Below are 20,379 nucleotides of genomic sequence, written 5' to 3'. Positions count from 1 at the left end.
TTTATATCAGACGTGGCATTTTTCCAAGTTTATTCAATTTATAATACTGTTCCCATGCTAGCTTTGCCCAATGCGCCCAAGCCCCTCTAGGAGCGATTTCGCGATTTTCGTCACGATAGACAAATACACCATCATGCCCCAAATCCATAATGCACAGGAGGTTTAATTCATCTCGAAATGATGCCGAGGCTGTTTCTCCGCGTTCTTGTTGGGCGATATTCGCGGCGGTAGTTCTTGCCATTACCTCAGCCAGATGTCCCTGACGCGCTCGCCAAGTCGGTCCTTCAAAAAAGGAACTATCACCGATCGCATAGCAATGTTCCAATCCAGTTATTTGCGATGTTTCACCGACTGGAATAAACCCAGCATCGGTGAGGGGCAGATCCGATTGTTTAAATATGGGATTTCCTGCTAAACCAGGGGTAAAGACCGTAAAATCAGTTTTTAGATGACTGTCATCGGCAAATATCACGCCACTATCGGTAAATTCCTTGATTTTTTTACCCGTGACAGTTTGGATATCGCGCTCTTGAAAAAGCTTTTGTAATTGCGCCAATCCGCCTTCACCTAGTCGGTTGCCTGGGGCATCGGAGGGGCTAAAGAAGGTGAGTTCAAAGCGATCGCGTATTCCTTTTTCTCGCAAATAGGTATCGAAGTTAAATAACACCTCAAATACAGGACCACCTCTGACGGCGGTTGCATCTTGAGGATTGCCACTGAACCCACAGGCGATCGCGCCATGCCCCTGCTCTACCAAACTCAAAAAGCGTTCTTGAATCTGCATCCCATCCGCAGGAGTGCCACAAATGGAGAGCGTATGTTCCACGCCTTTGGGCTTGAGTTTAGAACTGCCTAGAGCCGCAATCAGATAGTCATAGGTATGTTCTTGGGTTGTGGTAATCACTTTATGCTCTTTTGTGCTTATTTCCTGCACATCCTCATGCAGAAAATTAAAGCCATGAAGTTCCGCAAGTTGGGGAAGTGGAACCGATAAATCTTCGAGGGTACGTTTACCGACAGTGAGCCAGATCGAAGCAGGATAAATATACAAAAAATCGCGGTTGGAGATGAGATTGATTTGATAGTCGCCTTTAAGCTTTTGGGTCAAAGCGATCGCAGCCTCAACACCTCCCATCCCACCGCCTAAAATTAGAATCTTTTTCATGTTTATAATCCCGTATTTTTACCCTATGGAACAAGGGGCTTAAGCCCCTTGTCTGTGGAACACTGCTATAGCAATGCTTATTCGGCGGCTACCAACTCTACTGAAGTATTACCTGGAGCGCGTTCAGTACTACCTGGTTTATCTTGCCTTGTGACTAAATCAAAAACATGCTCGCCGATCGCGGCTTTTACATCATCTTCCAGTTCATGCATGACATTCCAATTCATTCTAAAAGCAACATTGGCTTCATCCACAATGCGCTGCATTGTTTCGTCATCAGCAGGTAATGCATCTAAGGCAAGACGATATTTCTCCTTGAAAGCGCGTCTGGCTTCCACAGTGGGAATTTGTTCAAAGTCATGCAATCCAGTTCCCTGATCAGGTGGCAAATTCAAGGCGGAGCGAACAATATTTTTCAAACTCTGTCCACCAGAGAGATCGCCCATATATCGAGTATAGGCATGGGACATTAAAAGTGCAGGATCAGAATTGGCAACTTCGCGAATACGATTGCAATAAACTCGCCCAGATTCTAGTGGTACAATCTGAGCTTGCCAATTGTCGCCATAGTAAAACTCTAGATCTTTTTTGAGATTGGCGGTACGATCCAATTCAGGGAAATACATCGAGCCGACGATTGGATGATCGACGTAACGCTGAAGTTCTTCTTCCAAAGTGCTATAGACCAAATACAGATTTGCAATCAATTTACGGAAAGGTTCGCGTTCAACAATTCCCTTTAAAAAGCACTTCATAAATGCAGTATTTTCGGCGATGGTATGGGCATGTTTAGTTCCATCACGCAAACGACTAGATAAAGTTTGATTCATATAATTAAAAAGGTTTTGCAACTATATTTATAACTATATGGTAATTAAACTGTAAAGCTGTTAAATATTCTTTTTTATTTAACAAAGATCTACAGCAATTCCCAAGAAACCACTTGCCGTAAAAATTATCTGGCAGCAACTAACTCAGTCATCAGTTCGGCAACGGGAATAATCCGATCTGCTCTACCAGCATTGCTACCTGAAAAAATCAGCCCATTCTCAATATCGCCTCGTGCTGCTTTGTCTAACACCTGAATAATGCAGTAATATTTCTGCTCATCGCGGCATTTACAGCTATGCAGACAACTTGCTAAGCAACGTTTATCGAGATCGGGAGAACCTGCGATCGCCTTTTCCACAAAAGTATTTCGCAATGCACGTCCCGGCATTCCCACAGGGCTAGAGATAATCACCACATCTTCGGGTTGAGCGTGAAGGTGAAACTCCTTATAGCGAATATCTGCATCACATTCATCGGTGGTAATGAAGCGCGTGCCAATCTGGACACCACTAGCACCTAATGCCAACATGCGATCGATGTCGCCCCGATTCCATACACCACCTGCGGCAATTACGGGAATTGATTTTCCCAGTTCCTGTTGCAGATAGGTCAATAGTTCGGGGATGACTTGTTCAGCCTCCAAAGTGCGATCGCCTAATTCCTCTAATTTCGCGCCTAGATGCCCACCTGCGGAATTGGGATTTTCTACGATAAAAGCATCAGGCAACTTTCCGTAATTCCGTTCCCATTTACGGCACATAATTCGTGCGGCACGGGTGCTAGAAACGATTGGCACTAGTGCGACTTCTGGATAGTCGGCAGTAAATTCTGGTAATTGCATGGGCAATCCTGCACCAGAAATAATTAAATTTATCCCCTGCTCAGCCGATGTACGCACTAAGGTTTCATAATCTTGAGCTGCAACCATAACATTGACAGCCAAAATACCTTCGGGGCTGAGTTTACGCGCTTTTTGAATTTCATCGATTAGCGCCAGTCGATTTGCCTCAAAAAACTGCTCTCTTCGTTTACCAACATTAGTCTGAGTGATATCAAAATAGGGTGAATTTAGTCCTAAAGCAACAGCAGAGATCACGCCAATACCACCCGCATTAGCAACCGCCGCCGCCAGATTCGCTCCCGAAATACGAATACCCATTCCTCCCTGAATAATGGGATAGTGAGCAGTATGTTGACCGATTTGCAGAGATGGTAATGTTAGCATCTTCAAAGCCAGAGTAGGGTTTTGTCTCTAGTATACAACAAATGATAACTATATAGTTATAAATTAGCTAAAAAAGCCCTCCTTGTGGAGGGCTTTTTTAGCTAATCAAAGATTTGAGCTTTAAGGATTAACCGTTAATAGCTGGAGATTTCATGCCGATCGGAGTTATATCAAGTGCTGCCAAATCAAGCGGGAAGTTATGAACATTGCGCTCGTGCATCACTTCGATACCCAAGTTAGCGCGATTGATGACATCTGCCCAAGTAGGTACTAAATTTCCTTGGCTGCTAGAAATGGAGTGGTTGAAGTTAAAGCCATTCAAGTTGAAAGCGAAGGAACTTACACCCAAAGCGGCAAACCAGATGCCAACTACTGGCCACATTGCTAAGAAGAAGTGCAAGCTACGGCTGTTGTTGAAGGATGCGTATTGGAAGATCAAGCGTCCAAAGTAGCCATGAGCAGCCACGATGTTGTAGGTTTCTTCTTCCTGTCCGAACTTGTAGCCAGCGTTCTGGGATTCATTTTCAGTGGTTTCCCGAATCAAGCTAGAGGTTACAAGGGAACCATGCATAGCAGCAAACAATGCACCACCGAATACACCTGCGACACCTAACATATGGAAGGGATGCATTAGGACATTATGTTCTGCTTGAAGCACAAGCATGAAGTTGAAAGTACCAGAGATTCCCAAGGGTAGACCGTCTGAGAATGATCCTTGTCCCACAGAATATATGAAGAGTACTGCGGTTGCTGCTGCTACAGGCGCAGAATAGGCTACGGCGATCCAAGGACGCATACCGAGGCGGTAGGACAATTCCCATTCACGTCCCATATAGGAGAAAATACCAAGCAAGAAATGGAAGACAATCAGTTGGTAAGGACCACCGTTGTATAACCATTCATCAAGACTGTCAGCTTCCCAAATGGGGTAAAAGTGCAAGCCGATCGCGTTCGAGGAGGGAACAACGGCGGCGGTAATCAAGTTGTTGCCAGCGAGAAGAGAGCCAGAGATAGGCTCACGAATACCATCAATATCGACGGGGGGCGCACCGATGAAGGCGATGATGAAACAAGTGGTGGCGGTAAGCAATGTGGGAATCATGATAATCCCGAACCAGCCGATGTAGAGGCGGTTTTCGGTGCTAGTGACCCAATCACAAAATTGATCCCACACCGACGCATTGTTGCGTCTTTGTACTGCTGTTGTCATATCTATTGTATGTGAGGTTTGTTAAGTAGATTGGTTGTTTTCAATATCAATATATAACCAATCAGTTATACAACTATACATCATAGAAAGAAGTTGTCAACATAAATCAGTTGTCAGAATGCTAAGAAAAGATAAAGGCAGGTCATGGAAGAGAAGAATATTTTGTGATTGGAGAGATTTGCTATGAGTCTTACTGGTAAAGTCATTTAGCCTGTATATGGATATAAGGATTGAGATAATACATAGGTATAATGTTGGAAACTTCCCGCCAAGTCTGATAGCTCAAACAAATGTGCTATTCTCATGAGATAGAACAGCATAGTAGAAGAAAATGAGCCAATATGATGTGAGGTGTGATTATGCCTTAATCAGTTTATGAAAATCATTTTTAGTGCGATCGCCATAATTACTCCACCAAAAATCTTCTCTAAAATTGCATTGGGTATTCCTACAGCTAGGTTAGCTCCTAAAAATCCACCAATTACAAAGCCTATACAGATAAAAGCTGCCACTTTTACATCTACATAGCCCTGTTGATAGTAAGTCCAAGCTGCTAGTATGCCAATTGGTGGAACTAACAAGGCTAATGTTGTCCCTTGTGCTTGGTGCTGAGACATCCCAAACCATATAACCAGAGCAGGGGCGATAAAAACGCCACCGCCAACCCCCACTAATCCACTCAATATCCCTGCTAACAAACCCAACAGTATATAGAGAAGCATGTTTGTTCCAGTCATATTTTATAGATACTCAATCTAACGTAAGTAATTTCGTTAATACTAACTCTAGTGTGATTAGAATGATAGAAGCAAACGTTCTTTTCTATTAGAATAATAGACTCAATCTATTATTCTAATAAAGTATTCGTTGATCGCTCAAACATGTGCCGAACTACAAATGACCTTTGAACAACTTCGTATTTTTCTAGCCGTCACCCAGCATTTACACTTTACTCGTGCGGCTGAAGTGCTTTATTTAACTCAGCCATCTGTCAGTGCTTCGATTCAAAGTTTGGAGGCAGAAATTGGGATGCCATTGTTCCATCGCATTGGTCGCCGAATTGAAATAACACAAGCTGGTGAGCTGTTACAAGGCGAGGCGGAAAAGATTTTGGAGCGAGTAGCTTTAGCAAAACGGGGATTGCAGGAATTAAGTGAACTTAAACAAGGAGAACTAAAACTAGGAGCTAGCCAAACCATTGGTTACTACTGGATACCTCGCTTTATTAGTCAGTTTAAGAATCAGTATCCTGGGATTCAAGTCAACTGTATAGTGGGCAATACCCAAGAAATCATTACAGGAACGGTAGTTGGCAAATTTGATTTAGGTTTAGTTGAAGGAATTGTATCGCAAACAGCATCAGATTGCTTAGAGCAGCAAGTAATTGGTGGCGATCGCTTGCAAGTAGTAGTTGGGCAAACTCATCCTTGGTTTGAACGTAATGCGATTTCACCATCGGAACTTCAGAAAACAGATTGGATTATGCGTGAATCAGGAGCTGGCACTCGTAATATCTTTGAGCAATCATTGAGAGATTGGGGCATTGATCCCTTGGAACTAAATGTTATCCTAGAGATGAGCAGTGGAGAAATGATTAAGGCTATAGTTGAAGATGGAATTGGGGCAACTGTACTTTCAGAATGGATGGTGAGGAAAGAGGTACAATTCGGTGTCTTACGAACTATTGCGATCGCTGATTTAAGAGGCTTGACGGATCTACCAACAATATTACGATCGTTTAAATTAATCAAGCATCGGGAACGATTCCAAACGAGAATTGCTAAGAGTTTTGAGCATTTGTTGATGTCTTCCAATGTTGATTTAGCAATCTCCATTCCAGCAACACAGCACGACATTGTAGACAAGTGATTTCTTCAAGTAATTTCTTGACTCCATTTGAAGTCAAGGGATAAGTAACTGCAACTATTTCAGGGCTTAACTCTGCCTTGGGTTCTAGATGAGCAACAAATCCATAAAGCTTTTGATTGGAAAAAGAACTATTTATTGCCCAACCTTCAGTGTTTAAAGGAATTAATTGTACGATCGCCGATGCTTCAATTCCTAACTCGCGCTTTAATGTAGCGATCGCGGCAAGTTGCGGATTTTGTCCTGCGGTTACTCGTCCACCAGAGAAGTCTAAAGTGATCTGCCCAATACCAGCACGATAACTTGGCTGGGGCAGTAAGATGCGATCGCCTTGAATGGGGATAACAATTACCGAATCTGCCTTTTCAATCCGCCAATATTCCAAAACTTCGCCGTGATCGTCTTGCAGATGTTCACCAATTAGGGACACCCAACGCGAATGCATTTCTAGGAAGCGATCTTGAACCTGCCAATTTTGTGGAGTATGGGGTTGCATTTTATCCATACTTTAATCCAATGGTCTGACCTTCTTCCGGTTTTCAAGCATAACTTTTGACTTTGACTTTAGTGTTTTTTTGACTAGCTTTAATCGGTTCATTGCGCCGCAATCCTTCTAGTTGTTTTAGCTGTTGTGACTGCTCTTGTAAGCGAATAGAAAGGCGATCGCTCACCAGTTCACATAGATCAAAAATAAATGGTTCGACAATTTCATAATATACGCTGACTCCTTGAGGAGTTCTAGAGACAATCCCTGATTGAGCCAAAATCTTTAGGTGTTTTGAGACATTTGCTTGACCTAACCCTGTCTCTTCCATGATTTCAGTAACATTCTTTGATCCTGACTTCAAAGAACATAACACTTGTAACCGACTGAGTTCGGATAATACCTTAAAGTAATCAGCGACTTGAGTCAGAGCAGAAGGGTTGAAGGTCATGACGGTAGAAGAAAATTTTTACTATTTTTATTTTATGATAGCTTAACTATATCACATTACCATATAATGATATACCTAAAACTGAATTCATGAGAATCCATTGTAAATTCTGTTAGAGATAATCCTCTAGAACTTTTAGACTAAATATTTTAGAAGATTATAACTATCCGTGTAATTTTCGTCCTGAAAAGCCTAATACGTATTGGTCCTCTGTTAGTGTCACGAATTTTTCGCCACTTGCAAAATTGTATTTTGCAATGCTTTTGCTGTGAGGCTTTAAAAAATCAAATTTCTTTGTGGCGAAAAAATTAACTGCCCCGCCGCAAGCGGACGGGATATAGAAAATGTTTTGCTTGCACACATTGTTTAGCATTGCAATTTCTATCTTTCGCCGCAGAGCGTCGGGGAATTTACCCTAAGAGTTTAAATTGTTTTAATGCCGATCCGAAATCAATTCTCAATTTGTAATCATGAGGTTGAATGCTAGCCGCATTGTTTAGACTTCTTCAAATTTTCGGAGATTGAAGCACACTTAACAGGATCAACCACCAAGGTACACTTAGATCGGGAATGAACTTAGCTCCGCTTTTAAGCATTGGTAAACCTTGCGCCAATAAAAATCTGAGAGAGCGTAAAGAAACAGGGCAATGCTGATATTCATCAACTATTCCATAGTTCGCAGCGAGTTCCGCCGCAATCTGAACTTTGCCAGTTCGCCGCATCAGGTCTAGATCGTTACATAGAGCAGCAATTACCCTACCAACAAATAAAGGAGTTTCCCAATTAAACTTATCCGCGATCGCTGCCACACCAAGATTACTATCATTATCCTCAAGATTGCCTTCAGCCAACTGATGAAACTGCTCAGTACCAACAATCCCCGGCCAAAGTGAAATCGAAGCAACATTAAAAGGCTTTAGTTCGATAGCCATTTCAGCCGCAAGGCGATCGCAAGCAGATTTACCAGTTCCATAGGCTACTCCAAAAATAGGAGCTAAACCACCCCAAGAAGAAATCGTCACAATCAAACCTTGTTTGCGCTGGGTCATCATCTTCGCAGCAAAATGACTTGATACATAATGACTTCGCAAACCGACTTGATTGCAAGCATCCCAAGTACTCAGATCTGCTTCCCAAAATGGTTTACCCTTGGCAGCAATCAGCGATCGCACACCTCCAAAAGCATTATTCACTAATAGATCCAATTGTCCATTTTGTTCCCGATCAATTTGCTCAAATTGAGATTTAACCTGTTGATCGTCACTGTGATCAACGGGAACTGCAATACAAATTCCACCCGCCTTTTCTACTGCGACTTTAGTTTCTAGTAAGCTTCCCGAGATAGTTTCTGTAGAATTTGTCTGATGCACACTGCGCCCCGTGATATAAACCAACGCACCTGCTTCACCTAAAGCAATGGCAATCCCTTTGCCATTGCTTTAGGTGAAGCCCCTGTTACTAAGGCAACTTTCCCTTTTAAATTTGCTGCCATGATAAACCATCTCCATTTTGCGAAACACTTTCCAATTATCGCTTACCGATGAACTAGCGATCGGCATGACCAGTCTTTCGTATTGTTTGATTTTCCCTCTCTCGTCTTCAACAATAGCTACAAAATATGTTGAATCTTCCCTATGAAATATTTCCAGAGATTAGTTGAGAAGATTATGCTTATAAAATTTGAGTTACATAAAACATTCTAGTCAGGAAAGTTAACAAATAATTGTCCGACAAAAGTAATGATTAACAAAAAAAGTAGCCCTACGCCAAACTTTACAAAACGTTATTTGAAACATGGAAAGACTAAAAATCACCCTCACCAACACCGATTATCGCCAATGCGTGGCTCTATGCTTAAAAGGTAATGGTCATGCGTCAACCATCAATCGTGCACAGGTATTACTTGCTCTGCATGACGGTGTGGACATCTCCGAAGTAATGCGAGTGCTGCGGGTTAAAAGAACCCGCCTCTGGAGGTTGCGGAAGCAATATCTGCAAGGTGGCTTAAACGATGCCTTAGCAGATCGGCGGCGGCGATCGTGATGTTTCAAATACAGCCTAAAACGACAGGGCGTATGCTGTTCGGTTATTGACGAGAAAAGAACTATCAATCAGAATGCTTTTCAAAAGTAGAGGTGCAAAGGTAATCAGATCGCTTTGTTGCCTATGGCTTTTGTGCATCTATTTCCCATGTCTCACATTTTTCTAGATAGCAACTATGAAAACCTATCCAATTAATTCTCTGAGAGTTCCCTATAGTCCCCACCGCAGTAACTTCCTTAGCCAAATCCAAAATCTTCAGATAGCCACATTGACGGCTTCAATTGTGGGAATCGTCATCACCTTTGCTTGCTCTAAAGGGATGTATCTCACGGCGCTACTAGCCTTGATTGGTTTGCTGATAGCCTTCCCAAAGGTATTGCTGATGCTCTATGGCAAATTCGAGCAAATGATTCGGCATTCTAAGTACAGTCCCGTTTTATTACTGGGCATCGCTCTTGGCTTCCTGATTGGTTTACTGTTGATTTTTACAGTGGAGCCAGCTCAAGCCCAGTTTTTCAATAGGACTCAGACATGGATGACAGGTGCAATTCCTGGGATTGATACAGGACTTGTTGCCCTGATTTTCAATGTGTTGCGAGCCTTGTTTGTAATCTATCTGGGAATTGGACTTGTAAAGGTGATTCAATCAGCCAGAAACGATGATGACTGGCAACAAATGGCGAGAACACCTCTAATTTTGGTTGTTACCGTAACAATGGGCGATATTTTGGCAGGCATTATCACAGGTGCAGCCTAACACTATGACCGAAGAGTACAAATTTCGTAAGGTCAATGCCATTCTGGGAGCAAGTCCCAAGATTGGACCGTTTCCCACTGAGTTAATCATTCCTTGGTCAACCATCAGCTTTACTCTGTTTATGATTTGCTATGTAGTCCTGAATCTGCCTTGGTTATGGGTATTGCTAATCGTGGCATGGGGTGATGCAACATGGTGGATCTTGACAGGTTCAAAGCCCTATCGATTTTTATCAAAATTTATCCCTGTGCCGCGATGGACAAGAGGAGTTTATCAGTACAGAGGGATGCGTAAGCAGGAGGTTAGGAAGTATGCAGAGCGTTAATCAAAAACGATATAAGCACTTTGAGAAAGAGCTAGCCGTAGAATGTCTACTCAAGTTTGAGCTACGCGGTCGCACCGTAAGTTGCTTTGTGCTTAAGCAAGGTCAATCATCTCTAGAATCGTTGCAGTTTGTATTTGGCTGGGAGTCCAAAGGTATCCATACTACCCTCTCAGCAGATCAAGAAGAATCACTATTTGAGGCGATTCAGTCAGGCTTAAAGGATATTCCCGATGGCGAAAAGCTGACGGTGCATTTTGGTTCAGTTAGTTCTGACAGCGATCGCCAACAGCAGCTCCAAGAACTCTACGAACAAGCGGATACTCCGCAACTCAAGTTTCTAGTGATGGGTGAAAAGCAGAGAGTACAGGAATTAGCGAAGTCAGGACTACGCAAACCTAAATTCCTGAGACTCTATGCCACCTATACCCTGCGTGGCTCGACGGCTGGGGGTAATGATGTGCTGGAAAAAGCACTGGCTTGGATACAGAGGCTATCACAGCAATTGATGGGTCAGGAAAAGCAAATCGAGCAGGAGCGACATGAAATTGCTTTTGCCAAGGCATTTACTGATGGTTTCTTGAACTGGGAACAGATTCTGGTAAATCGTATGGGTTTAGACCTGCGCCCACTGACCGAGCATGAACTATGGGAACATCTCTGGCGGCAATTTAATAGCAGCCACCCACCTGCGATTCCCCAATTGTTGGTGATGTCCGAGCGTGGTGTGGAGGAGCGCATCAATACCCAAGTGCATCTGAAAACATTATTGCTAGAGCGACCTGATTCAATTCCCTTTGCTGATAATGGGTTTGTGCATCTGAAAGGCGAATATATCGGTGTACTCACCTTCATGGATAAACCAGGGGGCTGGGTATCGAAGGGTAAGCAGATGCGTTATCTCTGGGAGGCGATCGCCCGCGACTCTGTGGCAAACACGGAAGTGTTTTGTCAGTTCACAAGGGCAAATGAAACCATTGTCAAAGCGAATATGCAACGGGTGACGAAGCAGAGCATAGTTTCGCAAGAGCAATCCGCTTCTTTGAATAACATCAATGTCAATGCTTCATTGAAACAACAAAGAGCGGTCAAGGCACAAGAAGCACTCTACGAAGGCGCAATTCCAATCAACGTGGCGGTAGCGATTTTAATCCGCCGTCCTAGTCCCAATACCCTTGATGATGCTTGTCGTTATTTTTGCAGTTGTTTCCAACGTCCTGCATGGGTTGAGCGGGAAACTGAATATGCATGGTTGATGTGGAAGCAAACCTTGCCAATTACGGTTGGTAATTTGCTAGCTCAACCCTTTCCCCGCCGTCACGTTTACCTATCCGATGAAGCGGTCGCTTTTACGGGTTGTGTTATGCCCAGATCGGTCGATGAGACTGGGTTTGAATTGATTACCGAAGAAGGCGGTATGCCTCTGTATCTGGATGTGCGAAAGCATCGGAATATTGGTATTTTTCGTCCATCGCGGAATTAACACCGACAGAAGTATTTTCAGGTGGGAGCAAAGTGATTTTAGTGCCTCAGAGCATTACTGCACCTGAAGAGATTGAAAAGGGGAAATGGAAAGTTATCTCACTGGTAGTTTGCGAATGCGAATACTGTCATCTTGGATTGTAATTGCAGAACCTTCTTGTAAGGCTTCTTCTATTTGAGGCAATACATCTAACAGTTTTTTGGTCACGATGTCGGGTTTTGCTGATGAAAGGCGCAAGGTGATTAAGCTGGGCTGACTGTATCTGCTAAGTGCTACTAGCATTGAGAAGTCTAGATCTTGAGTCAGTACAACCCAGTTTTCGGTTCTGGCAAATTCTAAAATATTGATGTCTGGTGCGTTGGCAGGTAAAAATTCCGAACTACGAACGATCTCATAGCCTTGTTTTTGCAAGTCTCCAACGGTTTTGGGTGAGATATGAACATCTGCAAGTAAACGGATATTTTTCACGCGAGAACACCGTGAGTTTGATCTGAGACTGCCCAAGCTGCATAGTTGAGGACTTGTCTGATGTCTTCAATTTCTAGTTCAGGATAGGCTTCTAGGATTTCTGGGACGGATAGGTTGCTGGCTAAGAGTTTGAGGACAAAGGCTACGGTAATCCTCAACCCTCTGACGGTGGGCTGTCCGAGGCAGACATCTGGTTTAATGACAATTCGATCTAATCCCATAGTGTTCACTTTTGTTTCTCAACAATCAAGTTATTCTATATTAGATGATCGCTCGTGATGCGATATCAAACACTGAAGTTTTTTGCCAGTTTACAAGGGCAAATGAAACGATTGTCAAAGCGAATATGCAGCGCGTAACCAAGCAAAGCATTGTTTCGCAAGAGCAATCCGCTTAGGGAAAAGAGTAAAGGGCTAACAAAGTCCTCACAAAGAAGAAGCGAGAAGCAGGCGAAAACCAATGTAGTTGACCTGCTTCTGCGCGATGTCCCCGTCGCGATAGGCAGCACGACAACGCCTAGCAACGCTATTCCAAGAACCACCGCGCAGTAGACGAGAAAGATAACGATTATCGATATCATTTACATTCATGCCGCCATAGGGTTCACTGCCATTATTTTTTAAGCTACTAGATTTTTCGCTGTAACTATCAAAATATTGATCCAAACACCATTCCCACACATTCCCATGCATCTGATGTAATCCCCATGCATTAGGCGAAAAACTATTCACATCAAAGGTTTGTTGGTGATAGTGGTTATAGTTGACTAAACTAGGCGTAATCGTCTCACCAAAATGAAATGGCGTGGTTGTGCCAGCACGACAGGCATATTCCCATTCCGCCTCTGTCGGCAAGCGATAGGTTCCACGATTAGCAGGTAGAGTGGCTGTTAATCTCTTACAAAACTCCCTCGCTTCATGCCACCTCACATAAATCATCGGACGATTATCGCTTTTAAACTTCGTATCAGCACTCTCGTCAAACTCATGGGTAAACTTACCCATCACCGCCAGCCATTGCGCCTGTGTCACTGCATAGCGACTCATATAGAAGTCCTGCGGAAAGTTCACCTCATGCTGCAATTCACGATCCTCTCTCTCTTCCTCACTACTTGGCGATCCCATCGTAAACTTCCCTTTGGGGATTAGCGCCATTTCTAACGGTACGGCTCCATTGGGCAGATTCAGAGCTTCCGTAAAAGCCTTCGGTTTCAGATTTTCACAAGCCACGATCGCTAAAGGAGTCGTCACTACCAGACCAATCATAAACTTGCGTCTAGTCAAACCACTCATGCCACCAACTCCTATATCAAAAGTTAATTGTGATTATATCAGGCGATCGCGTTTTGTGAAGATGAGATTGAAGAGGCGATCGCACCAATAATCTATCTTCTAAAGGCGATCGCTATTACTGTGAGTCGTGATTTTTAGGCGATCGCCTAAGAAGATAAATAATGATTCCCACTTCTTGATTTTAGAATTTTATTTCTAGATTGTTTAAGAACCAGTCAAAACGGAAAAATGCTTGTCAGCATATTGAATAAATCTAAGCAAAAGGATCAGCGAAGTAAAAGCTTCTTCTTCTCCGATATTTACACTTGCTCCATGAGCAGCATCATCTCGCCAATACTTTAATAATTCACTATACTTACGAAAATCAGCTTGAATAAATTGATTAAGCTGACCAATGAGGAAATTTTCAATGAGATTTCGACCTCGACTTGAGTTGTATTTGTTAAGAATATCTTGCTCATTTCCACTTTTCTTGATCGCAAGAGCTAGTAAGACTGATTCGTATGTTGCTCCACACATCACGCAACAAGCAAAATAGTTTTGTGAACGATAGCAACTCAGTGCTTCTTGGCTACGCGATTGATAACCCTGACCAAATACACGATCTCGATTACTTAAAAGTTTAGAGAACCTTCCATGTTCTGATGGTATACATTCATTTATGTCATACTTTGAGATCCATTCTTTTCCGAAGCTTGTAAGTAAAAATTTTGCATAAAAGTTCTTGGGAAATTGAAGATCTTCTGCCTTGTCAAGAGGTGCAGGTCGAAGAATACCTCTTGAACAAAAATGCCAAGCCGCATCATAGAAAGCTTCTGCGTCAGTTTCAGTATCATAATTTGTGCAGACAAAATAACCCAATTGAGTATCCCAATCCTTAGGTTTGTGTTTTTCAAGATAATCTTCTATTACTTTATCTATGTTAATAACTTGATGATTAATGCTGCTATTAAGAGTTACGTAGCTTACAATTTGTTTACAAGCATCTTCCTCAGTGAAATTTTGTGTGATATCAGCAAGTTTAAGTTTTGTCATAAATATCAATTTTATTTGGATGTAGGCTTTCACAAGATATTTTTTCACGATAATTGTACTTTTGAACAACTGTCAAGTTACTGCGACGACTTTCTCCGATGAAGTGCGAACACCTCTTGTCAAAATGTAAATGATTTTAGATCCCCAACAGTCAATTAAATCAAAGTGCTTTCCTACAAGCCTTATAGCCTCGTTAAAAAACTGTCTGAAGTATTGATAATTAAAGGCAAAAAATATTTCATGAAAAAATCTGTTCTAATTATATTTCTCAGTCTAACTTTGAGTGTTTCTGTAGTAATTGGTATAATCAATATATTTCTTGAGGAAAGTGTATCAAGTAATGAAGTACTTCGAGAGATTGACACTGTGTGTGGAGATACTTGGTGTGCAGGAGATTTTAACTTTAAGTTTCATCGTCTTGAATTTATCGATGGCAAAGCAAAGCTCTATTTCGCAACATTTCCTCACAGTTCAAATGCGGAAAAGACCCAAGTAGAATACATTTGTGAACTTTCTGGATTTGGCTCCCCCCTTAAAACAGCCTATCGAGTAAATAAATTTATTTTGTTAAGAGATGAATTTTACTCAGCTCTGAACTTGTGCATTAATGAAAAAATAAAGAATTTATGAGGATTCTACGACATCCTTAAAGGTCAACTTTTTCGCAAACAAGATAAGGATGAAATATGTATTTTCTAGTTGATATTCTTGCAATACTTTGAAGAATTTCAAGAATTTATCGTATAATTCCATGCAGAGCTAATATTTTATCCTTTCTTTAAATTGTCATTAGCTTTTAAGACAACAGCCAACTAAATCAAAGTATCAATCTACAAACCTGATAGCCTCGTTAAAAAATTGTCCGAAGTATTGGTATATATTGAGAAATAGAATCAAAAAATGTTTAAACAATTTATTTCACGACCTATATGGTCATTGTTGCTTTTTTTCGTAATTACAATTGCTATTTGGGTTGGGGGGAAATTCTACTCGCCATCTATTGTTGATGCAAAGCCCTATCAAGGTGGTCAAGTTGAGCTAAGTGAAAATGGGAATCTAGTAATTGCTGAAGGATTGGTAACTCATAGTGGTAATAGTCGTCAAGGAATAAGGTTTTTGACTATAAAAGGTCAACAAGGAGAGTTTGGAACTACATTTTTTCCTTCACTTGGCAAGCTTCCATTTACTCCAAGAATAGGAGATTATATTGTTATTACAGGTTTACTAGGAAAATATCAGAATAAACCTCAAATTTCGCCACTTTCGTCTCTGTCAATTAGTCTCAAGGAATCGTCTAATACATTTCCATCCGTAACTATTGATCAACTGAGTAGCTACATGGATCAGACTGTTTGGATAGAAAATGTCAATGTAATATCTGTTAAACAATTTATATCCAAAAAAGGAAAGAAAATGCTAAGATTTGAAATTGGCGATGCGAAAGGACTAAATGTAGACGGCATATTTTTTGAGGGTGATTGGGATGATAATACATACCAGATTCTTAGCAGCAAAAATACAGTTAGAGTTCTAGCCAAAGTATCTGAATTTCAGAATAAATTGTCTCTAAATGGTAAAAATATTGAACAAAAATAATTTATAGTACCAAGACTATTGTATTCAAGATTTTCGGCACTAAAAAGTAATATTTCAATTTGTAACCATAAACAAATCAATGAATTTTATAATATTTTTGTTGTTATTATATTTTCTTCTCTATTTTTTGGTGAGCTTTATTCGTTTCATGGGGAATGTTAAAGCCTATCTTGAAAGGAAAGGGAACGAATCAAAGACAAAATTGGGGGAAATCTATTACAAAAATGTGTTTACTGTGATAGTTCGCTTAATAGTTATATTAGTGTGTGTATTCTTTATATATTGCATTTATATTACAGCAATCACACCCAATTATTCAGAAATGATGATATGTTCCGAGACAACGGATGGAAGAGGTAGACATTGTGAGAGGTTATAAATAAATGATAGTAGTTTTGTTATTTATAAGTATTGTATCTGGTTTTTGTGTAGGTATTCTTAGTGGATTAACGCCTGGTATTCACGTTAATGTTATCGCCTCTTTGATGGTGGCTATTTACGCATCTAGCCCACAAAGCAGCGAATTACGTCTACCAATTGCTGTATTTATTGTTTCCGTCAGCATTACTCATGCTTTTTTTGATTATATTCCAAGTCTCTTTTTAGGTGTCCCAACTGATGAAGTTTATACTTTATTGCCTGGACAGAGAATGATTAAACAAGGAGAAGGTGGTAAAGCTTTAAGGCTCTCCATAGAAGGATCTTGGAAAGGTTTATTATTTTCATTAATTATCGCTATTATTTTTATAATTCTTGCGGTACTAAATCTTAATCTACTATCTACCATTGACGAATTACTCAAGCCATTTCTTTTTTGGGTTTTACTAGCTATCTCAGTATTTTTAATCAAAGATGAAAGTAGAACAGCATGGGCAACTACTATATTTCTATTGAGTGGCTTTTTTGGGATTGTTGTATTAGGTACACCCTTAATCCCTAATGGTTCATCTGCGGCATTTAACTCGCTCTTTCCTGCATTATCTGGTCTTTTTGGCATTAGCGGTTTGCTCATTTCCCTAGCAGATGAAAAGGGGAAGTTACCCATTCAGAAACAAGATATATCCTTGTGTATAAGCAACAGGGATGTTAATGCTGCAAGTTTGTTAGGTACTATTTCTGGGATGGCTGTTGGTCTTCTACCAGGTTTAGGATCTGCTAACGCTTCTACACTTGCTCTTAAACTAACGGGAGATCAAAATGAAGATAGCAACGATAAATTCTACATCACGACAACTTCGGCGATCCAAACAGCCGATGCTCTTTTTGGAATTACAGCAATTTACTTTATTCAAAAGTCTCGTTCTGGCGCTTCTGTAGCTATTGGGGCATTAATAGAAAAAATAAATCCTTGGGAAACTCTTACGATTGTTTTAGCAATGGGTTTAGCTGGATTTGCTAGTAGACAGCTTCTTTTAAATTCTTGGCAAATATTTCTAAAAATTATTAATAACTTGAATTATCGTGCATTGACCTTAGCCGTTATTACATTTATTACTTTACTTGTATCTTTAACTACTGGATTCTGGGGTGTAATGGTTTTAGTTGCTGCTACAAGTCTGGGTTTATTACCTCCAATAGTAAATGTTAGGCGCTCTCAAATGATGGGATTTTTCTTAATTCCAGTAATGCTATTTTTTAGCGGATTTCAAGAAGGTTTTGTAAGTTTTTTTCATCTAGAAAGTCAACTATCTCCCTCAATTCCTACTAACTTACAAAGTATAGCAATTAGTTTAGGTATCTGCTTTTTTACATCATTGATAATATATGTAAGTACATCATTTATACAAAAGAAAAAATAGTTTTAACTAGAAATTCTAGCCTTCAGCAAAGCTACTCTATGCATGGATGACAGGATTCTGGTCATTGGGCATGGCAAGGCTAAGTTTGAACATCATTACAGGACTTGCCGCCACAGCGATCTTAATTGTCCTTGTGAAAAAGCCTATTTTACTCATCATCCACAGAAATAGAAGACAAAATATTCAAAATCTCAGCAGCGCTAATGTCATCGCGATCGCTCTTTGAATAGATAGTCAACAGCAGTACATTAGTCGGAGACTCCACCTGATAAACCAAACGATAACCCGCGCTTTTCCCCTTTTGGATATTGCTATTCTTTACCCTGACCTTAATCACAATATAATTTTCACCCAGACCAGCAATGCGATCGCCCACAACATTACCAGCCTGAATTTGCTCAATCACACCCACAACATCTTTACGAATATTACGAAATCTTTTGGATAGACGATATAAATTCTCTTCAAACTCATCAGCAAACCTGATAGAAATTGGGATGTTTTCACTAAGCATCAATTCTGTCCCACAATTCAGAAATTGGTCTAGTTTGCCCTGCCTTAGCTTGCTGAAAAGCTCGTTTCAAACTCGCCTTCACCTCCTCAATAGGCGTATCATCAGGATCAGCTTCCAACTCTTGAACTGGTTCAGAAAACAACACAATCACACGGACACGACTAGATATGTCCTCACCAAAAGGCTGATCCAGCAACAAATGCCCTTCGCGATCAATTGTCCCCGTAGCTTCCACTGCTCTCATCTAGATGACCTCACTGTAATGAGCAATAAAAATATACTATAGCCTAATCATGAAAAATCAAACGATTAACCTGATGAAATTGTTACTCCACCAATATCGATCTGGCTGACCTAACTCAAAAGCAGGGTTATCCCACTGCGATCGCGAAGATGGGAGATTTGGCTCCTGCTGGCTCTAGAGCGGTTATCGTTGTCGATAATTTTCTCAGTCAGACGGGAAGAGAGACTTTTAAGGGTGAGAACTATACCTTGCAAAAGAATGAAGACGGCGATATCGCGATCGCTAACGATAGGGGGGAAAACATTCTGCGGACTGACAAAGGACAAATCACTTCTCAGTCAATGACTCCAGAGGATTTGGCTAGTTTCAAGCAGATTTTTCAGCGCATGGGTCAACCCGCCTCGGTTGCGGATAAGTTGCCACGCTTGAAAGTAGAGCCTATTAAACCCCAGCTAGAGCGCTAGGAAAATACGATGATTACCGCTAATCCTGATGTTAATATCGCCCAGTTTGTGACGGCTTTTAATCAGCTTGTCGATATTCATATAGTCAACATTTTAGCGATCGCTGAACGAGAGAATTATCCAATTAATTTGACAGATTTTATTATGGAAGATAAAGACGATATATTCGATGAAGAATGGGATCTGGCTTACGCACCGAGCAGTAATCCCAATTCAGATAGTAATGAAGCTCAACTGGTGAGTGTTGCTATTCAAGAGCAGAATCAGATTAATTATGCAGCCCAGATTCAAGCGATCGCTCTGTCGATGTTTGATGGTTTGGCTAAACTGGGTAAAGACAAAACCGAAAATAAACGCGATGGTGCTGAACAAGAAACTTCACAGACTTCCACTGATAAGGCAACTAATGATGAGCGTGACCTCAAGCTGGCGCGTGATTGTCGAGAACTGCTGCAAGTTCAGGGTAAAGAAGATGGCAATAATCTCATTTTCGAGCGTCCTGATGGTAAGGGGAATTACAAGTTCAGTCTCGAAAAAGCATCGGATACGATGACTTTAAAGGCAAAAGATCGTCCTGTTAATCCCATCCTTGTGGAGTCACAAGGCAAAATCATTGAATCCAATGTCACTGACAGAGATGCAGCCAATATCAGTAAGGCTGTCTCCATGTTGAATGCACAGCAAACCAAACCTCTTGAAAATCAGAAATAGTTCCATTTAGCGATAAAGTTTACACAGGTACAAAAACATGAAAAAGCTGTTACTCGTTGAATCTCCATCCAAATGCAAAACTATCCAAGCAATCCTTGGTAGTGAATGGCAAGTGGAAGCTTCCTTTGGTCACTTTACGGAACTTGCCAAAGATGGTGAAGATAGCTTGGGCTTTACCATGCACAAAGATACCAACAAAATTGAATGTCGCTACCAATTGACCGAAGGTAAGGGGCAACAGGTAGTCGCCAAACTCCGCGCTGCGGTGAAGAATGCTTCAGAAGTGGTGCTGGCTACCGATGGCGATCGCGAGGGTGAGGGAATTGCTTGGCATTTACAGCAGCAACTGCATCTGCGTAATCCCAAACGCGCTGTCTATAACCAGATTACACCTACGGCGGTTAGAGCCGCGATCGCTA

25 protein-coding genes are annotated in these 20,379 nt (G+C 41.2%); 11 read left to right on the top strand and 14 right to left on the bottom strand.

What is annotated here, in order from left to right; translation table 11 throughout:
* Window position 1: 1 nt before the first annotated feature.
* The 5 genes from VB775_RS14680 to VB775_RS14660 all read right to left on the bottom strand — a co-directional run bounded on the left by VB775_RS14680 (window position 2) and on the right by VB775_RS14660 (window position 5,168).
* Window positions 2-1,165 carry an NAD(P)/FAD-dependent oxidoreductase gene (locus VB775_RS14680; RefSeq protein WP_281009924.1) on the bottom strand — a complete coding sequence of 388 codons (1,164 nt, stop codon included), beginning with the start codon at window positions 1,163-1,165 and terminating at the stop codon, window positions 2-4.
* Between the two features lie 77 nt (window positions 1,166-1,242).
* Window positions 1,243-1,995: a heme oxygenase (biliverdin-producing) gene (locus tag VB775_RS14675; RefSeq protein WP_281009925.1), complete on the bottom strand. Its 753-nt coding sequence runs from the start codon at window positions 1,993-1,995 to the stop codon at window positions 1,243-1,245.
* Window positions 1,996-2,120: 125 nt separating this feature from the next.
* A complete protein-coding gene (locus tag VB775_RS14670; RefSeq protein WP_281009926.1) occupies window positions 2,121-3,221 on the bottom strand; it encodes an NAD(P)H-dependent flavin oxidoreductase in 1,101 nt (366 codons plus the stop codon).
* A 127-nt stretch (window positions 3,222-3,348) separates the two neighbouring features.
* Complete coding sequence (gene psbA, locus VB775_RS14665; RefSeq protein WP_281009927.1) at window positions 3,349-4,431, bottom strand: photosystem II q(b) protein; 1,083 nt, start codon at window positions 4,429-4,431, stop codon at window positions 3,349-3,351.
* A 368-nt stretch (window positions 4,432-4,799) separates the two neighbouring features.
* Complete coding sequence (locus tag VB775_RS14660; protein ID WP_281009928.1) at window positions 4,800-5,168, bottom strand: sulfite exporter TauE/SafE family protein; 369 nt, start codon at window positions 5,166-5,168, stop codon at window positions 4,800-4,802.
* A gap of 160 nt (window positions 5,169-5,328) precedes the next feature.
* Between VB775_RS14660 and VB775_RS14655 the strand changes: the two genes are divergently transcribed.
* Window positions 5,329-6,300, top strand: a complete 972-nt coding sequence (locus VB775_RS14655; RefSeq protein WP_281009929.1) for a LysR family transcriptional regulator — start codon at window positions 5,329-5,331, stop codon at window positions 6,298-6,300.
* Here VB775_RS14655 and VB775_RS14650 read toward each other — a convergent pair.
* The 3 genes from VB775_RS14650 to VB775_RS14640 all read right to left on the bottom strand — a co-directional run bounded on the left by VB775_RS14650 (window position 6,212) and on the right by VB775_RS14640 (window position 8,626).
* Window positions 6,212-6,793, bottom strand: a complete 582-nt coding sequence (locus VB775_RS14650; RefSeq protein WP_281009947.1) for an NUDIX domain-containing protein — start codon at window positions 6,791-6,793, stop codon at window positions 6,212-6,214. The two genes, VB775_RS14655 and VB775_RS14650, sit on opposite strands and share 89 nt — an antisense overlap.
* A 43-nt stretch (window positions 6,794-6,836) precedes the next feature.
* Window positions 6,837-7,232, bottom strand: coding sequence for an ArsR/SmtB family transcription factor (locus VB775_RS14645; RefSeq protein ID WP_281009930.1), 396 nt, complete (start codon window positions 7,230-7,232; stop codon window positions 6,837-6,839).
* A 506-nt stretch (window positions 7,233-7,738) separates the two neighbouring features.
* On the bottom strand, window positions 7,739-8,626 hold the full coding sequence (locus VB775_RS14640) for an SDR family NAD(P)-dependent oxidoreductase (protein ID WP_342593583.1): 888 nt from the start codon (window positions 8,624-8,626) through the stop codon (window positions 7,739-7,741).
* Window positions 8,627-9,026: 400 nt separating this feature from the next.
* Between VB775_RS14640 and VB775_RS14635 the strand changes: the two genes are divergently transcribed.
* The 4 genes from VB775_RS14635 (at window position 9,027) to VB775_RS14620 (ending at window position 11,837) form a co-directional block, all read left to right on the top strand.
* A complete protein-coding gene (locus VB775_RS14635; protein WP_055076498.1) occupies window positions 9,027-9,275 on the top strand; it encodes a helix-turn-helix domain-containing protein in 249 nt (82 codons plus the stop codon).
* A gap of 175 nt (window positions 9,276-9,450) precedes the next feature.
* The gene (locus tag VB775_RS14630) at window positions 9,451-10,032 is read left to right on the top strand and encodes a hypothetical protein (protein WP_281009931.1); all 582 of its coding nucleotides are present in this window, start codon (window positions 9,451-9,453) and stop codon (window positions 10,030-10,032) included.
* Between the two features lie 4 nt (window positions 10,033-10,036).
* Complete coding sequence (locus VB775_RS14625) at window positions 10,037-10,357, top strand: hypothetical protein (RefSeq protein ID WP_281009932.1); 321 nt, start codon at window positions 10,037-10,039, stop codon at window positions 10,355-10,357.
* A complete protein-coding gene (locus tag VB775_RS14620) occupies window positions 10,344-11,837 on the top strand; it encodes a hypothetical protein (RefSeq protein ID WP_281009933.1) in 1,494 nt (497 codons plus the stop codon). The genes VB775_RS14625 and VB775_RS14620 overlap by 14 nt, the downstream gene beginning before the upstream one ends.
* Window positions 11,838-11,930: 93 nt before the next feature.
* Here the strand turns inward: VB775_RS14620 and VB775_RS14615 are convergent, their stop codons facing one another.
* From VB775_RS14615 to VB775_RS14600, 4 genes are all read right to left on the bottom strand, one after another.
* Entirely contained in the window at window positions 11,931-12,305 is a 375-nt protein-coding gene (locus VB775_RS14615; RefSeq protein ID WP_281009935.1) for a DUF5615 family PIN-like protein, read from the bottom strand.
* Complete coding sequence (locus VB775_RS14610) at window positions 12,302-12,526, bottom strand: DUF433 domain-containing protein (RefSeq protein ID WP_281009936.1); 225 nt, start codon at window positions 12,524-12,526, stop codon at window positions 12,302-12,304. The genes VB775_RS14615 and VB775_RS14610 overlap by 4 nt, the downstream gene beginning before the upstream one ends.
* A 204-nt stretch (window positions 12,527-12,730) precedes the next feature.
* Entirely contained in the window at window positions 12,731-13,597 is an 867-nt protein-coding gene (locus VB775_RS14605; protein ID WP_281009937.1) for a formylglycine-generating enzyme family protein, read from the bottom strand.
* Between the two features lie 204 nt (window positions 13,598-13,801).
* The gene (locus tag VB775_RS14600) at window positions 13,802-14,632 is read right to left on the bottom strand and encodes a hypothetical protein (protein ID WP_281009938.1); all 831 of its coding nucleotides are present in this window, start codon (window positions 14,630-14,632) and stop codon (window positions 13,802-13,804) included.
* 279 nt (window positions 14,633-14,911) lie between these two features.
* Here VB775_RS14600 and VB775_RS14595 point away from each other — a divergent pair, with 279 nt between their 5' ends.
* The 3 genes from VB775_RS14595 to VB775_RS14585 all read left to right on the top strand — a co-directional run bounded on the left by VB775_RS14595 (window position 14,912) and on the right by VB775_RS14585 (window position 18,027).
* Window positions 14,912-15,262: a hypothetical protein gene (locus VB775_RS14595; protein WP_323216834.1), complete on the top strand. Its 351-nt coding sequence runs from the start codon at window positions 14,912-14,914 to the stop codon at window positions 15,260-15,262.
* Window positions 15,263-15,532: 270 nt separating this feature from the next.
* Window positions 15,533-16,228: a hypothetical protein gene (locus VB775_RS14590; protein WP_281009940.1), complete on the top strand. Its 696-nt coding sequence runs from the start codon at window positions 15,533-15,535 to the stop codon at window positions 16,226-16,228.
* Window positions 16,229-16,611: 383 nt separating this feature from the next.
* Complete coding sequence (locus tag VB775_RS14585; protein WP_281009941.1) at window positions 16,612-18,027, top strand: tripartite tricarboxylate transporter permease; 1,416 nt, start codon at window positions 16,612-16,614, stop codon at window positions 18,025-18,027.
* Window positions 18,028-18,175: 148 nt separating this feature from the next.
* Here VB775_RS14585 and VB775_RS14580 read toward each other — a convergent pair whose 3' ends face one another.
* Together VB775_RS14580 and VB775_RS14575 are read right to left on the bottom strand one after the other, a co-directional pair.
* Window positions 18,176-18,541, bottom strand: a complete 366-nt coding sequence (locus VB775_RS14580; RefSeq protein ID WP_281009943.1) for a type II toxin-antitoxin system RelE family toxin — start codon at window positions 18,539-18,541, stop codon at window positions 18,176-18,178.
* Entirely contained in the window at window positions 18,534-18,785 is a 252-nt protein-coding gene (locus VB775_RS14575; protein WP_281009944.1) for a hypothetical protein, read from the bottom strand. The genes VB775_RS14580 and VB775_RS14575 overlap by 8 nt, the downstream gene beginning before the upstream one ends.
* A 149-nt stretch (window positions 18,786-18,934) precedes the next feature.
* On the opposite strand from VB775_RS14575, the gene VB775_RS14570 reads away from it, so the two are divergent.
* From VB775_RS14570 to VB775_RS14560, 3 genes are all read left to right on the top strand, one after another.
* Window positions 18,935-19,249: a hypothetical protein gene (locus VB775_RS14570; protein WP_281009945.1), complete on the top strand. Its 315-nt coding sequence runs from the start codon at window positions 18,935-18,937 to the stop codon at window positions 19,247-19,249.
* 9 nt (window positions 19,250-19,258) lie between these two features.
* Window positions 19,259-19,960 (top strand): hypothetical protein, encoded by a 702-nt coding sequence (locus VB775_RS14565; protein WP_281009946.1) that lies wholly within the window; start codon window positions 19,259-19,261, stop codon window positions 19,958-19,960.
* A gap of 37 nt (window positions 19,961-19,997) precedes the next feature.
* The coding region (locus tag VB775_RS14560) for a toprim domain-containing protein (RefSeq protein WP_323216833.1) at window positions 19,998-20,379 on the top strand (382 nt) is incomplete at its 3' end.

The sequence above is a fragment of the Pseudanabaena sp. CCNP1317 genome (genome assembly GCF_034931345.1).
Taxonomy (GTDB): domain Bacteria; phylum Cyanobacteriota; class Cyanobacteriia; order Pseudanabaenales; family Pseudanabaenaceae; genus Pseudanabaena; species Pseudanabaena galeata.
This window is presented reverse-complemented; position numbering and strand designations above follow the sequence as displayed.